The organism is Imperialibacter roseus, assembly GCF_032999765.1.
Taxonomy (GTDB): Bacteria; Bacteroidota; Bacteroidia; order Cytophagales; family Cyclobacteriaceae; genus Imperialibacter; species Imperialibacter roseus.
Genome location: NZ_CP136051.1, coordinates 2,464,576 through 2,479,745, shown reverse-complemented (window position 1 = coordinate 2,479,745; position 15,170 = coordinate 2,464,576). Strand labels below are relative to the sequence as shown.

The 15,170-nt window shown below is 46.5% G+C and carries 12 protein-coding genes; 1 reads left to right on the top strand and 11 read right to left on the bottom strand.

What is annotated here, in order from left to right:
- Nucleotides 1–4 precede the first annotated feature (4 nt).
- The 3 genes from RT717_RS10325 to RT717_RS10315 form a co-directional block, all read right to left on the bottom strand.
- Nucleotides 5–637, bottom strand: a complete 633-nt coding sequence (locus tag RT717_RS10325; protein WP_317491657.1) for a Yip1 family protein — start codon at nt 635–637, stop codon at nt 5–7.
- A gap of 380 nt (nt 638–1,017) precedes the next feature.
- Nucleotides 1,018–1,677 carry a hypothetical protein gene (locus RT717_RS10320; RefSeq protein ID WP_317491656.1) on the bottom strand — a complete coding sequence of 220 codons (660 nt, stop codon included), beginning with the start codon at nt 1,675–1,677 and terminating at the stop codon, nt 1,018–1,020.
- 70 nt (nt 1,678–1,747) lie between these two features.
- Nucleotides 1,748–2,311, bottom strand: coding sequence for a Crp/Fnr family transcriptional regulator (locus tag RT717_RS10315; protein WP_317491655.1), 564 nt, complete (start codon nt 2,309–2,311; stop codon nt 1,748–1,750).
- A gap of 609 nt (nt 2,312–2,920) precedes the next feature.
- Between RT717_RS10315 and RT717_RS10310 the strand changes: the two genes are divergently transcribed.
- Nucleotides 2,921–5,527 carry a tetratricopeptide repeat-containing sensor histidine kinase gene (locus RT717_RS10310; RefSeq protein WP_317491654.1) on the top strand — a complete coding sequence of 869 codons (2,607 nt, stop codon included), beginning with the start codon at nt 2,921–2,923 and terminating at the stop codon, nt 5,525–5,527.
- A 166-nt stretch (nt 5,528–5,693) separates the two neighbouring features.
- Here RT717_RS10310 and RT717_RS10305 read toward each other — a convergent pair whose 3' ends face one another.
- The 8 genes from RT717_RS10305 to RT717_RS10270 form a co-directional block, all read right to left on the bottom strand.
- Complete coding sequence (locus RT717_RS10305; RefSeq protein ID WP_317491653.1) at nt 5,694–6,215, bottom strand: DUF2911 domain-containing protein; 522 nt, start codon at nt 6,213–6,215, stop codon at nt 5,694–5,696.
- Nucleotides 6,216–6,308: 93 nt separating this feature from the next.
- Nucleotides 6,309–6,815 (bottom strand): GNAT family N-acetyltransferase, encoded by a 507-nt coding sequence (locus RT717_RS10300; RefSeq protein ID WP_317491652.1) that lies wholly within the window; start codon nt 6,813–6,815, stop codon nt 6,309–6,311.
- A 176-nt stretch (nt 6,816–6,991) separates the two neighbouring features.
- Complete coding sequence (locus RT717_RS10295) at nt 6,992–8,188, bottom strand: hypothetical protein (protein ID WP_317491651.1); 1,197 nt, start codon at nt 8,186–8,188, stop codon at nt 6,992–6,994.
- A 22-nt stretch (nt 8,189–8,210) separates the two neighbouring features.
- Nucleotides 8,211–9,575, bottom strand: a complete 1,365-nt coding sequence (locus tag RT717_RS10290) for a hypothetical protein (RefSeq protein ID WP_317491650.1) — start codon at nt 9,573–9,575, stop codon at nt 8,211–8,213.
- A 157-nt stretch (nt 9,576–9,732) separates the two neighbouring features.
- A complete protein-coding gene (locus RT717_RS10285; RefSeq protein ID WP_317491649.1) occupies nt 9,733–10,482 on the bottom strand; it encodes a LytR/AlgR family response regulator transcription factor in 750 nt (249 codons plus the stop codon).
- A 75-nt stretch (nt 10,483–10,557) separates the two neighbouring features.
- Nucleotides 10,558–12,525 carry a sensor histidine kinase gene (locus RT717_RS10280; RefSeq protein WP_317491648.1) on the bottom strand — a complete coding sequence of 656 codons (1,968 nt, stop codon included), beginning with the start codon at nt 12,523–12,525 and terminating at the stop codon, nt 10,558–10,560.
- 90 nt (nt 12,526–12,615) lie between these two features.
- On the bottom strand, nt 12,616–14,076 hold the full coding sequence (locus tag RT717_RS10275; protein ID WP_317491647.1) for a vanadium-dependent haloperoxidase: 1,461 nt from the start codon (nt 14,074–14,076) through the stop codon (nt 12,616–12,618).
- 193 nt (nt 14,077–14,269) lie between these two features.
- A complete protein-coding gene (locus RT717_RS10270) occupies nt 14,270–15,139 on the bottom strand; it encodes a cation diffusion facilitator family transporter (protein WP_317491646.1) in 870 nt (289 codons plus the stop codon).
- Nucleotides 15,140–15,170: the final 31 nt, after the last annotated feature.

Genomic DNA, 15,170 nt, shown 5'->3' with positions numbered 1-15,170 from the left:
ACCATCATGTGACGATTAGCACAATGATCAGGATCGGCACGATAATTATAACGGCTGGCAGAATCAAGTTCAAAATGGCTTTCCCAATGGATAGCTTCTGAACTTCTGATATCCCTATCACTGTAAGAATCAACGTCCAGATAGATAGGATAACTTTCGCTAGTGCAGACACATAAAAGACGATATTCCCTAGTAGCCCAGCGCTTGTCACATCTCCATCTGATTTAAAAATATCAACACCATAAACAGCAATTTGAGGCACTATAAACGCTACTGATATGACGATTGGAATCAAAGCATAAGACAACATTCTCAAAATGGATTTTGAACTGCCCTTACCATTCAACCACCCACCCGTCCAGCTAAGTAGTGAGGCATATATATAGTACGATATCCAACCAAAAAGTCCCCCTGCAACCACGCCAATTCCTATGATCACTTCAATTGACAGTGTGTCACCCATGTTTCTGCTTGAAGCCCTGTCGAAAGCTGAGGCTATCCCGCCGAGTACTAGCAGCAACGTCATATATTTTTCATAATGATTGTCATTGATGTATTTGAACACCTGCCGGGGCGATGTCCATATGGCGGTAAAAATTTCATTATCAGTTATTTCGCTTTCTTCCGTTTCTTCCATTGTCAGGTATCAGGTATGATTTGCTGTTTATATACATGATGTGCTCCAGAAATATACTGATAAATTCTTGGGGCTTGCCTTACTTCTGTTGCAAATATCAACCTGATCAAATTGTCTATGCCTACCTCTATATGTCGTACCTACGGCACTCCGCCTCGCTGCCACCATCCAAGCCACCATGATGCCGTCCCTACGGGACTTGTCAAGACGGCTATGGTGGCACTGAGGCAAACTTTATGGCTTAATGGGAATTGCAAAACCCCACAGGAGAGCTACCGCTGCTCAGTCCCGTAGGGACGACACACCGGTAAGCTCACCATGTAACGTCTTTTTTTCGCCAAGTGCCGTAGGTACGGCACATATGCTTGCCAGCAAGTCCACTACTTCGTCTGGAGTCTATGCTCCTTCATCAGCCTGTAAATCGAATAGATGCCCGGTATCATTGGCAGGAAGGCCGTCCACATACCTGAAAAGTAGTAGCTGCCAGTTGTCTTGTAATAGTAGTTGGGCATGTCTGCTACTTCCACTCCATGAATGGTTTGGGTAATGTCGCTCACATTGCCAGGCTCCAGGCTGGGCGTCAGCAACGGAAAGACATAGTGGGTAAATTCTGCCACACCTGGCCCGATGAAGATGAACCAGGCGATAAAGCCAGCCAGCGGCACCCGGTAATAAAGGCCCAGCGAAGTTAATGTGTAGATAGTCGGCCCTACAAGAGAGAAAACGATCAAAAAACTTCTCTCTGTCCAGGGAATATCGAAAAGCCGACTCATGGCTGGGGCAAAGCCCGTTTCATACTCTTCAATGATGTGGATTTGCAGGCCGGCCACGGTGAGCAAAAACAATGGCAAAATGATCTTAGGGTCAGTGGGATTCTTAAGGTAGGTGAAATACCAAAACAAGAAGCCCACGGTGGCAGAGCTACCAATAATAACGACAGGTGGAAGGCCTATTTTCAAATATCCTACCACTGGCATGATGATACAAAAGGCAAGGGCGATGATCAGGCTAAAAATTCTGGAAGTACTTGATGTTTGCATGGTTGTAAAAAGTTGGTTGATGCAAACTTTCGAAGAAAAGCTGAGCCGTCTTTTTACAAATGTTAAAAAATCACTTCTTGGCCCTGATACGGCTGAGGGTTACTTGTGTGACACCCAAATAGTTGGAAAGGTCACCCAGACTGATCCGTTGCAGGAGCTGCCCCTCATTCGCTACAAAGTGGTTGTAGCGGGCAGTAGCGTTATCTTCCAGCATTTCACTCACCCTTTTCATCATATTTGCCGCCGCCATCGACACCAGTCTCCTGAAAAAAGTCTCCACACAGTGGTGTTTGGCACAAAGCTGCTCCAGGTCAGGCTTGCTGATACAGGTAATCCTCGTTTTTTCCAATGCCAGCATTCCATAATTCGATGGCATTTCGGACACAAAGCTGTCGAGCACGGTAAGCATGGAATACTCGGCGAAGAAGCGCATGACGAATTCTTTGTCTTCGCTGGTGAAGAATGTTTTGGTTAGTCCTTCGTCGACAAAGCACAGGTGACGGCATACCTCTCCCCGTTTCAAAATGAAGTCATTTTTTTCAATTGTCCGGCTCTTTAGTTTCTCCAGCAAATCGTCGGACGCTTCTTTATCGAGTGGGGAAAGCCTGTTGCAAAAGCTCAAAAAATCGATCATAGCTGTTCCGATGTTTGTGCTGAGCGTCACCAGCTCAGGGTAGGGTATTCACTATCCGGCATACATCAGGAATATAGCTATAAATAGGGAGACTTCACATTGTTTTCACCAGCAACCCAATGCCCACGCATTATGGAAGTTAGCCGAACCCCATTCGAACCAGAACCTGATACCTAAGCAAGGGGAAATTTGTAAAAAATAATGGTCAAATGTGGATCTGTAGATTGCTGCTACCAGATGGATTGGTGTTGCCGGGCACAACAAACCCAATCCACAAATTTGGCCTTCTTCCCTCCCTCCTCTTTAGTTTTTTCAATCAACTAAAAGTGCTGAAAATCAGTTTAATACCTTCTAAATGTTTTTGACTATGACTGTTCATTTATGTTATTTTGCACCTACTATCTCCTAACCGTTGGCTCATTCAAGAACATTTTCGAAGCCGCCTGGTTTATGATATATCATTAAAAACTTGTATTATAAAGTGATCTTCTGACACGGGTAAGCTATGACTTTTGATCAGAAGAGACTTCGATCTATCCGACCTTAGTTCAATCAATGCCTCCTTTTAGATGTTTCATTTTGTTGTGTCTTTTCTTGTGCATCAGCAGCATGAGCCTAAGCCAGCTATCGACGACCGATAGCCTTGAGCAGGTATTGACGAGGTCAAAAAATGAAGCAAAAGTTGATGTTCTCAATCAGCTCACCTACGAGTTTATCACTGTCGATAATGAGAAAGTACAACTATATAATGGACAGGCGATTGAGTTAAGCAAGAAGATTGCCTATCGTAAGGGAGAAGCCGTAGCCTATACGTACAAAGGTGTTAATGAATACCTCTCCGGCTTTCTTGCTCCCGCCCATGTTCACTTACACAAGGGCCTTCGGCTGTCGGAGCAGATCGGAGACAGGAAAAATACAGGCTATTCGTTTCTCCAGCTTGGCAATCTGTCGCTGGAAGAAGTTGCCACTGATTCAGCTTTGTATTTCTTCAATAAAGCCCTTTTCTTTTTTAGCGATGAGTCAGATCCTGCCACCCTTTCGAAAATTTACCGTAATATGAGTGCTGCCTACGGGCAACAGCACAAAATTGACCAGCAGCAAACATACCTCGACAGCGCCATTGCCATACGCAGGAGACTGCCTAAAAAAGCATTGCTGATTGAAGCCCTTCTGCTAAAGGCGAATAACAACATCAGGAACAATAATGTAGGTGCCGCAGACAGCATTCTTTCAGATGCGGAAAAGATTGCAGCCAGTGCCAATGAGTATGAAGAAAGCCGTTACGACATCCTCCATATCAAAGGGTTGATCTTGTTTAAAAAGAGCAACGTGGACGACGCAATGGTACTCATGGATTCCGCTAGTAGCTATTTTTTGGAAAAGTCACTCATCCGCAAATATGTCACCCTGCAAATGGACGTCAGTCTTGAATTTGCCCATAGAGCTGAATACGAACTGGCCCTTGATCATTTGTATCCTGCCCTTGAACTCTGCAAGCTGCGTGGGTTCAATGCAGAAGTTCGCAGCATTATCACCACCATGGGATGGATTCACTATCGGTTGGGTGATTTCCCTCAAGCCGTGGTGCTGGCCGATGAAGTCATAGCTCTGCAAACTGACACCCAACTGAAAGCAGAAATCGGCACGGCTTTTCTACTTAAGGGCGCTACGCTAACAGAATTAGGCAGGTTTGACGAGGCACAAAACAATCTGGACTCAGCTTTCAATGTTTTTCAGGCAGTTGACGCCAAAAGGGGCAGCAGCGATGCCATGATGTATTTGGGCTATCTCAGGGTGAAGCAAAAGATGTATGAAGAAGCCCTTGTGTATTATGGCAGGAGTCTTGAGCTGGCGGATGAAGCCCAGTCAGACTACAGTCTCGCACAAGTTAATTGGGGCATGGCAGATGCTTATTTTAAGCTAAAAAAATTCAAAGAATCGGCTCACTTTCTCAACAAGGCCGAATACTATTGCGGTTTGACAGAAGCCAATGAGATATTGATTATGTGTTTCAACACCCGGCGGGATCTGCTGGCAGCTCAGGGGCAATTCGAAGCCTCTCTGGCCTACTCCATGAAAGCCAGTCAGTTAAAGGATTCGCTGCATAAATCTGATATAAGCAGGAAGTTCGCCAACCTTGAAAAAATGCATCAGATCGATCAGCGAGATAGGGATATCCAGGCATTGCAACAAGAAAAGCTGTTGGCTGACAATCAGATTGCCCTACAGAAATCGAAGCTGGATCAGCAGTTTCTGCTTCTGATCGTGGGACTCGCCGGCCTCGCATTGCTTAGCTTTGTGGCCGTTGCCTACTATCGTTTCTATAGAAGAATCAAGGCATTGCACTTCACTATTGTGGAAAAAAACCAGCGCATTCAGGTGCAGTCGGAAGAGCTGGCCGCTAACAACGAAAGGATCAGCGAGCTTAACCGGGGTCTCGAACAGCTAGTGGAAGAAAAAACAAACGAGCTTGTGAAAACGAACCAGGAGCTTGTTAAATATAACAATGAGCTGGTGCAGTTTTCGTATACCGTCTCTCACCATATTCGTGGGCCAGTGGCCCGGTTGCTCGGCTTGTCCGATTTAGCAAGCAGACAGCAGAATGACACAAGTTCAAAGGAGCTGATCGGCCTAATGGGCACCACGGCAGAAGACCTGGATCAAATCATTAAAGACTTAGGGCAGCTCCTGGACCTAAGAACGACACCCAGTCATTACCGTGAGCCTGTCGATCTGAAAAAGGAGTGGCAGGAGAGTGTTCGGTTGTTGAAAGAAAGCCTCACAGGGAATGAGACAATTGAAAGCGATTTTTCGACGCTGCCAGAGATATTCACTGTTCAGTCTATGATTCAAAGCATTTTTCATAATTTGCTTAGCAACGCTATCAAGTACCAGTCGTGGGACAGAAGCCTGGTGGTAAAAGCAAAAAGTTGGGAAGTAGACGCCAGTGCAGTCATACAAATCACCGACAATGGGCTGGGATTTGACGCTGAGCTTTACAAAAAACAGCTATTTAAGCTCTACAAGCGATTTCACACACACGTGGCGGGGCGTGGGATAGGCCTGTACCTCGTAAAAGCACAGCTTGATATATTACACGGTTCGATAGAAGTTGAGTCAGCGCCCAATGAAGGTACTTCTGTTACAATCACAATTCCGCTGGAAAGCAAGAAACAAGTGCTTGCCAATAAGCTATTTGACACCTCCGAAAACTGATCTAATGAGTAAGGGGATCAACAGTATTTTATTACCTGATTCATCAGTCTTTCCTAAGCAACAAGGCAGATGCGGGAGCAGCAAAGCAAACCTCAAAAAAATACCCGCTGGTGAAGATTCAAAATCCACAAGCCAGCGGGTATTCTGTATGAGTAGAAAACGCAGCCTATTTTAACGGTACTGACGCTTTCAGTTTCTCCCATGCGATGGTAAAGCTATCTCCGGCCACCGCATAAGAAAGCGACTCCTGCATGTCGGCTGCCGTCGGTGTAGTCTTTACTATAAAAACATCACTCTCTGGCTTTCTGGTACTGGTGCCGTCTCTGTTAATACCCCATTGCCCCACTTCTTTGTTGAATATCACTTGCCAATCTTTTTCGTTCGGAATGATGTAGATGCTGTACTTGCCTTTGGCAAGTTTGTTACCACCTACCATGATGTCTTTGTCGGTTTCAAAGGTGGTAGCATTATTGGCTCCTGCTCGCCAAACCTTGCCGTAGGGCACAAGTCCACCCCAAATCTCTCTGCCATTTGCAGAAGGGCTGCTGTACTCTATGGTAATGTTTGCATCGCCAACCTTTCCATTGGCGGTCATTTTGGGGCTTTTTGGCTGCGCCTGGGCATAAACAAGTGCAGCAAAAACAAAAAGGACTGAAAGTCCGAAAACTCTAATTGAAGTACTTTTCATGGTGGATAAGTTATGAGTAAACTGGAAATAATTGTAACCGGTTGGTTCCAAAGGGAAGATACGATAATTACGAGAAATATCTTAACCAAAACGCTACAACCTATGCTCCAATAAGCTCAGCCCGAGCTTCCGGTTATGGACAGGCAACTCCTCACTATCGGGCGTAATATAGTTCTCGACGAAGGTGAAGCCGAATCCCTGATAGTAGTTGACAATGGTAGGGTTGTTTGCCCAGGTGTCCATTCTTACAGCGCTAAGACCTTTGTGCCTGGCATGGCTCTTCGCCCAATCCACAATGTGGCCAAAGAGCCTTTGTCCTTTAAAAACTGGGTTCACCACAATACGGTGCAGATACACAGCATCACCCTGATCCATGGCTCTCCAAATGAGCTTGTCAGAATAGGCCACACTAAACACAATAAGTAGATCGGCTCCGGCAACCACCTTGTACTGATTGCCTTGCTCGATGTCTCTGATGATCGCTCCCTTGTCGTAGTTGCGCCAGACCGGATAGCCTTTTGCTTCCTGATACCTGATTGATTCGTCGAACAGGTGGTAAATCAGGTTCAGGTCGGACAGTTGTGTGTTAACTATTTTCATCTCTTACTAAAACGTAGGATAAGTTAAGCATTATCCGGCATTTCAACACCTACCTTCCATTCTGGGAAATTGCCATTTCAGTGACTTCAATGAATATTTTCCACCAGAATGGTATAAAACAAAAAAACCAACCAGCACTTGCCAGTTGGTTTTAACTTTCCCGTGTTAAACGCCAATTAGTCTAATACTTTCTCAAGCTTGGACACCCAACCATCTACCGGATCAAACAATAGCTTCTTGGTGCCTGTAGCTTCTTTGGTGTATTCAAGCTGAATAGTGCCTGACGCTACCGGGTCAATATTTGCTCCGTCTTTATACGCCCAAATAGTGACTTTGAGGTCGTAAACATCTCCCACTTTCAGCTTCTCCTGATTTTTTCTCAAAAGTTCGAGGAAGGCGTAGTCAGCAGAATTTGAAGAATTGTCGACGGTGACCCTTGGAAACAGGAAGTAAAAGATTCCCTTGTCTTTGTCTATCTGTGGAATGTTCTCAGAGAACACTGAACTGGTCTTTCTCAGCACTTCTCTATCGGTAGTTTCACCAAGCATTTCGTAAGTAATGTTGAACCAGGCACCTGGGTGCGACACTTCCAGTGGCATTTCAAAATAAGGCTTATAAGCCACCGTTGAACCAAGTTCCGCTTTGGTGATAAAGTTGGCGACCTTTTCTACCGGCTCATTTTCTCTCTGGTTGCGCAGGTAGTTGGTTCCTTTGGCGAACGCTATTTTGCCTACATAGCCACCATAAGATTCAAACTTCATCAGGTTCTTCTTGATTTTCTCGCTCTCTTCAGCCTTCAGGCTACCAATCAGCATGTCTACTTTGGCCTGGGCAGTTTCCACATCCCAGGTATCAAAACTGGCTTTGTCTTTGGCATAAACATCCACCACTGTGCGGGTGGCGTCGAGGCCAACAGGCCCGTCGTTATAGCTGCGGTCAGACTTGATCTGTGCTATCACGCCCGGGTCGACTTCCACCAGCTCAACATAACCGGAGGCACTTGCTGAGATCCAGAAGTAAAACAGCTTCACCTGGTGCTTGGTATAGTAGTTTTCTTTCAAATCGAGCTTCAACTGTGGTTCATCACCTTTCTTCTCGAAGTAGTGAATCTTATTCACCATTTTGCCGCCTTCTTCTTTCACAAACCGAAGGCCATAAGCCTTGCCATCACTCAAACCGAAGTACTCACCCGTGACGCCCATGGCATCGGTTTCATCGTTGAATGCCGTAAATGATCCACCTCCGCCGCCTTTGCCGCCCTTCCCTTTGCCCACTTTACCTGCCAGTGCACCAGCCAGTTGGGAGTGCGCTTCTTGTGCACTGAAAAGGACAAAGACGCCCAGCAGTGCCATTGATAGAATTAACTTTTTCATGTTGGTTCTTATTTATTGGTTATTAAAAATTCAGATTTACTGATGCGATTTTTGTGTCGGTGTAACCGTCTGCACCTGGGTTTCCATCGTTGCCTTTAATGCCGGTGTTGTAGTAAGGCGGGCCTCCATTGCCACCCTTCCCCCCCTGATTGTTGATAGTGATGTTAAATGATGCCACTGAGGGATCTTTGATGATGGTAACACTGCCTCCGCTGCCGCCATTGCCACCATTACCGCCAGCGGTTTCACTTTGGCGACCTTTGCTGCCGTTCATTCCCTGACCTCCTTTGGCGTTTACTATGAGCGGCGTATCAGGTGTTAGCTTATAGTGGGCGACGGTTTTGGCCTTGGTGGTATTGTAGATTTCGATCTTGTTGAGGCTGGCACCTGTTTTCTTGTGCCGTACTGCCTGCACTTTGATCACCAGGTCGTCGCCATTGCCGGCATGCTGCCCATCGACTCCCTGAAAAACGGTCATATGCTGATGACGTTCGTTGCCCCAGAAACCATTTTGGCTCACCTGAACGCTCACATCATTGGTCGTATTGATGGCCAGTGACGCTTTTAACGACGGATGGTAGACGGAAGTAATCTGGAGCAAAACAACATCGTCGGTTAGTGATGAAGCGTCCACATCCACCCGTACCTCGTCGATGGTATTACTGCAGCCTTTGTGCGCCAGCTCGAAGTCTTCCCAGGGTATTTTTCCTCCCAGGTTGGGTGTCTTGAGCGTTGAGCCATCCTTCAGCGTCGCAACGACACCGTATTTGATGGCTTCACTAAAGTGGGCCACTTTTGCAGGTTGCGATGTAAGTTGAATCTCAATTTTGGCGACAGCTTTTTCTTCCAGCGAATTTGCTTTGCGCTCTGCTTCCGCCAGCTCAGCTTTCTCGGCTTTCACATTGTCCCTGGCGCTGGTTTGGTTTTTAAAGGTGGCTGTGGCGTAGGCAGCTACCAGCTTGTTGATGGCTCCTGGATCCAGGTTAAAATTGCCCCCTTCTTTTACCAGCACATATTTGGTGGTAGCTTCCTGCTTGCCATTCCACTCGTAGTAAACGCCATAGTCATTGAGAAACGAAAGCCTGAGGTCTTTGAAGGCAAAGTAGGCAGGATAGCCAGGCACATCCGGAGTAAAGGGCTCATCGAGAATGCCCGACCGTTTTACCAGCACCTCACTTACGTTGCCGCCCTGTTTGGTGATAACTACCGGCCATGGCTTCCCAACTTTCTCAAACTTCCCTTTTTCACCCAGCTTATAAACCGTGTAGTTGCCGGATTCAAAACCATTCAAAATCGTGTTTTGACTTTCCTGTGCCCGGGCGGCAGAAAAGACCAGGAAGAAGAGCAGAATTACTGAGGCTTTTGCAATTGTTGTTTTCCGTTCCATATTCTTTGTTTAGATGGCGGTGACTAAACAAAGATGCTTTCGTTCCTGAGTGAATTTTCAAGCGAACTTCCAAAGGGCTGGTTTGAATTTCCGAAGCCGGAGAATGGAAAGATTAAGGAATGGCAGGCAGGAGAGGTAAGTACAAAAAGAGAGGCAATCAGCTTCCCTGTATTACCTCGAAAAACTCGTCTTTCTTGTCCTTGGAGATGCCGACGGTCTTTTGATTATCCATGATGATGTAGCCACCATCCTGATTCACGTATTGTTTGATATGCTTCAGATTAATGAGGTAAGAGCGGTGCGGTCGATAAAACTCTGCGGCTTCTTTTAACACGTCAATGAAAAACTTCATCGGCTTGCTAACCAGGATGTCTCCGCTACTTTGGGTAGAAACTTTGGTATACATTCTGTCTGCTTCCAGCATGACTATGTCGTCGAATTCAACAAAGATGACACCATTGGACACAGGAAGCCCCACTTTACGAACACTGGAAGCCTTGAAGGTATTTTTAAGCTCTTCCAGCCTCTCACTCACTCTCGATTTACCAATTTGGGTAATGGCTTTTTTTACCGCTCCTTCAACCTGCTCGTCCCGGAGCGGCTTCAGCAAGTAGCTGATGGCGTTAAGTTCAAAAGCTTTGATGGCATGCTCACTATAGGCTGTAGTGAAAATAATCTCAAAAGTGATTTGCTCCCGGGTGAAAAAATCCAGCAATTGAATACCTGAGTACCCTGGCATTTCTATGTCCAGAAAAACAATATCAGGCTTGAACTGATTGATGAGGCTTACTCCTTTTGGCAGACTGTCGGCGTCTTCTATTTCGTTGATCTGAGGGCAATTTTCTTCCAGCAAAATCCGCAAGAGATTTCTGGCTTTCTGCTCATCATCGATAATTACTGCCCGCATACACTTTTTTTTCTAAAACTATGGGGTATTTCAGTTTCACTCTGATCAAGTTTCCCAATGCCGATTTTCAACTTCCTAACTGGCGAATTCCAATATGGGAATACTTAGCACCACTTTTGTTCCGATTGCTTCGCCGTTCTTGTTATGAAGATCATGCACCGTCTCTCCTATCGGCCGATTTTTATTGTTGAAGTTCAGTAATTCCAGCCGGTTTTTGGTTGCACTCATACCAAACGATTGATGATCGGGATTCCTAAGAATATTAATCTCCCCCGATTTTTTCCTGCCAATTCCATTGTCCACAATTTCACATTCCAATAGCTGATGATCGGGATGGTAGTGAAAAGAGACAGACAACTCACGATCAGTGTTTTTGTGAAGCAAGCCATGCTTGATGGCGTTTTCCACGTAGGGCTGAATGAGAAAAGTGGGAATTGTAATAAGTCCCGGATCGAGATGCTCGTCAACTTGTATCCGGTAGGAAAGTGTATCCTCGAAACGCAGCTTTTCAAGCTCCAGATAGAGATTCAATGCCTCGATTTCCTCAGCAACAGTGATTTGCCTGATCTGGCTGTGATGAAGGTAAATGCGCATCAGGTCAGCAAATTTCCCGAGGAACTTTCCTGCAAGTTTTTTCTCATTCATCATGATATATTCCTGAATGGAATTGAGGGCATTGAATATGAAGTGGGGGTTCATTTGCGAACGCAGCGCTTTGAGCTCTGAGGCCCTGTATTGCTGCTCCAGGGTCAGTCGCTTTCTGGTTTCCTCCAGCTCCATATTAGTCAGCGCCTGCTGCTGCTTTATTTGGCGTTGCCTGTAAATCAACACAGCGCCTCCTGTCAACAGTATGATTAAAATAGCCAGCCCCCCCAAAAAATACCTTTGCTGAGATAGCTGGAGGGCTTGCACTTCAGCAGTTTGTGTCAGCCTCGCAACCTCCTGCTCTTTGATATTGGCTTCCAATCTCGCTTGTAAGGAGGACAGGCTCGCAGAGTTCCTTCCGCTGACTATAGAGTCATACTTGGTCTTGTACAGCTCATACGCCTGTAATGCCTGATTAAACTCTCCCTTCGATTTGTGAATCAGGTACTTAAGCCGGTGATGATCGATACCAGTTGGGCGAAGTGTTGCTCCCTCAGTCATGCGAAGCATAGCAGAGTCGTAAACACCTAGTTTTTCGTAGGCAAAGCCCTCGTTGAGTATTTGATAATAGAGAGAACGCTGCGGAAAGTTGTATTTCTCGATATACCTGCGAGCTTCTTTGGCCATTTGTATGCCTTTGCGGTATTGGCCCTGCCGGATGATGGGCGCAGTGACAATGTCCACCATGGTGGCATACCCGTAGTTGTAACCAGCTTTACGGGCTATTTCCATGCCCAACTCACCGTAGTATACTGACGAGTCGAGGTCGACAGAAATGCCCCCGTTATAAATCCTACAGAGGGCGTAGCAAACTCTTACCTGCAGCTCAGCATCATTAGCAGCTGTTGCTCCTGCTAAAGCAAGTGCATAATATCGGGCGCAGTTTTCAAGATCATTGTTCTGCCTTAATACAGACGCTATATCGGCGTATGCCTCGGGCAAAAGCTCGGTCAGGTCATTGTCTTTTATTTGCTGGCGGGCAATGTAGAAGTTCTCCAAAGCCTTGTCGTACTGCTGATTGAAGAATAACATGCGGCCCGTAGCCATAATGTATCCAACCCGCATCCGTGGAGAGGCACTTTCATCCAATTTAACCTGCTGAAGCAGGCTGTCAGCACTGTCGTAGCGGTTGAAAAGCATATAGGCGTTGACACGAGTCAGCAACACTTCGTTCACCAACTCTTTGTTCTCTCCGGCCAACGCCGTCAGCTGATGAGAATAGAACTGCAAAGAGTCGAGGTTCTCCGTCCGATAATAATTGACTATTTCCTCCAGGGCTTGCCCGTTGCCGGGGTTTTGCCTGTACGCCAAAAGCAGGCTGTCTATGGCGTCTGCGTTTTGAGCGTTTGCTCCGAAACAAACCAACAAGCAAATAGAAACTACCCAAGCTCTTTTCATTGCTGTAATATAGATGCTCTGGAGAAGCGGAACAACACTAAGGCTTCGAGGCGTGCGTCGGCAAAAGCAGGGCGTTATAACAAAAACTTTTTACTCCTCTCCCACATGCATCTTATAGAACTTCCAGGCCTCCCTCGCCACCTCACGACCCAGCTTTAACCCTTCAATATTGTCGGATTGGATATGATAGCCGCCGAGCACCCTTGAAATGCCAGCCATTTCAGCCGTTTGGGTGAATGTTGGGAATCGCAAAGTTACGGTATCACCCAGGTTGTCGGGTTCTGTCATGGCACCCGCCACCAAAACCGACTCGGAGCCAAATTCGTCGCTCCCTGTCCATAGCTTCAACGCTTCAGCACATCCCCCACTGATGGTGCTGTGGCCCGATACATAACTGGGAAACGGCGGACAAAGAAAGGTTTCAGGAGAATAAGGCCGCCATTGATTGCCTGTCATTTCAATCATCCCTTTTCCCTCACCGCCCCAGGCTTTGATCTTTTGGTCATCGTAGTACTGATGCACCAACGCATAGGGTCTTGCATAATCGTAGAACATCTTTGAATCCCATGAAGCAATAAAGGCGTCCATGGCTACAACCTGATTGTAGAAGTACATCTTCACATCCTGGTCAAGGGTGTGGTTGTCCCGCACAGAAACGTCCTGAGCAAACTTCAGCCAATGGCCTGCTTGTTGCACCGACTGCGGACCGTCCCGCATAAATTCCACAAGAGCCTTTTGCTCGTCGGTAAGGTTGGCCTGCATCTCAATCACCTCCCACACCTCTTTTTCCAGTTGTTCGGATCCTACCATAGGTGGTGGTCCCGGGCGAAACTGATCTCCTGACTTCAGCGCCACTGGCCTTACTTTGTCCCAAAAGGGTGTGAGGCAGCCAGGCGCATACTTCCCTCCTTTGCCGTCGGAAAAATATTTGGGTTGCCAGCGATTCGGATCCACATTCTTATCAACCGGGTTCACCGGCGCATAGCCTGTGTAGTCGAAATAGGGCTGCCCACCGGATCCCTCTTCCTCCGCATATTGGTTGGCACCGTCGCCTTTTCGTGCTTCGATCACTGCTTTGGCAGCCAGGTTACCTATTCCCTCTGGTGTGCTAGCGTCCAGCGACTCGTTATCTGGATCAAGCCCCAATTCCTCCATGAAATCCCGAAACATGGGCTGGTCAGAAAAATAGTACTCATTCATTGCCCGGAAAGCGGCGTAGCTGATAGCAATCTCTTTGTTTTTAAGGGTTTGTTCATCGGCGGGTCTTCGCTCAACGCCGGAAAGATAAACAGGCGTTGCTTTTTCATCGTACCTGGACCAAGCGTCAAAAACCGACACGAAGATCAATCCCAGGTAACGGGAGGTAATGGTAGGACGTGGCTTGAACTTCTCCGTGTCATTGGCGGTAGCTTTTAAGGCCATTTCGCCCCATTTGTAGGCAATATTGTCGGTGCCAATCGGCTCCGGGTGTTGGTTTGAGGATGTTTGATTGTTTTGTTGACAACCGAGTATAAGTGCTATGAACAGGAAGAGGGTAGGAAATCTTTTCATGACTGATGGTCAGCGCCTACCGGCCAATGGTGATAATGCTCAATTAGCCAGGCAGAAGCTTCAATACATTTTGAGTGGGTATAGACCGGCATTTTATCGAATTTAGATCGAAATGCAAAGAAATAATAGACCGGGACCGTTCTCGAAACTTTATTTTTATAAAATAACGCTGTCGACCAGCGCTTAAAGCTTTTTATTCGTCGGGCTCGATGTGTATCAGTACCTGGGCAATTTCTGGTATTTGCTTCTTGAGTGCTGATTTAAGTTTGTGCGATATGTCGTGACCCTCGGTAACAGTAATTTTACCATCTACAGCAGCGTGCAGATCCACATAATATTGCATACCGGCTTTTCTGACAAAACATTTTTCTGTATCAATAACTCCATCAACTGTTTTGGCCACTTCTCTTATCTCAGCGACGACGTCATCGTACATGTGTTCGTCCATGATTTCTCCTAATGCCGGTCGGAAAATGAGGTAACTGTTGTATAAAATAAAGCCAGAGGCCAGGAGTGCGGCCCAGTCGTCGGCCGTTTCATAACCCTCTCCAAAATAAATAGCAATGGAAATGCCAATGAACGCCATAATGGAGGTGATCGCATCACTGCGATGATGCCAGGCATCGGCTTTCAGCGACGAGCTGTTAGTTTCTCTTCCCCGCTTCATCACAATTTGGTAGGAGATCTCTTTCCAAAGGATAATGGCTCCCAATACAAAAAGCGTCCAAGTTTTTGGCGTTTTGTGAGGAGTGAAGATATGTTGGATACTCTCATAGGCAATCACCGTGGCGGAGGTGACCAAAAAAGCAACAACAATAAAAGTAATAAGGGGTTCTATCCTGCCATGGCCATAGGGGTGATTGTCATCGGCTGGCCGTTTGGCGTATTTAAGGCCAAGAAGCACGAGGAACGACGAAAAGATGTCCGTTGTCGACTCAATTGCATCGGCAATCAGCGCATAAGAATTGCCAAAAAAGCCTGCCAAACCCTTAAGCAGCGCCAGGCAGGTATTGCCCACAATGCTGAAATAGGTGGTTCGTATGGCCTTGTCGTCGTTTGTCATCAGATGGCTGGCTGGGGAATCATTTAAAAGA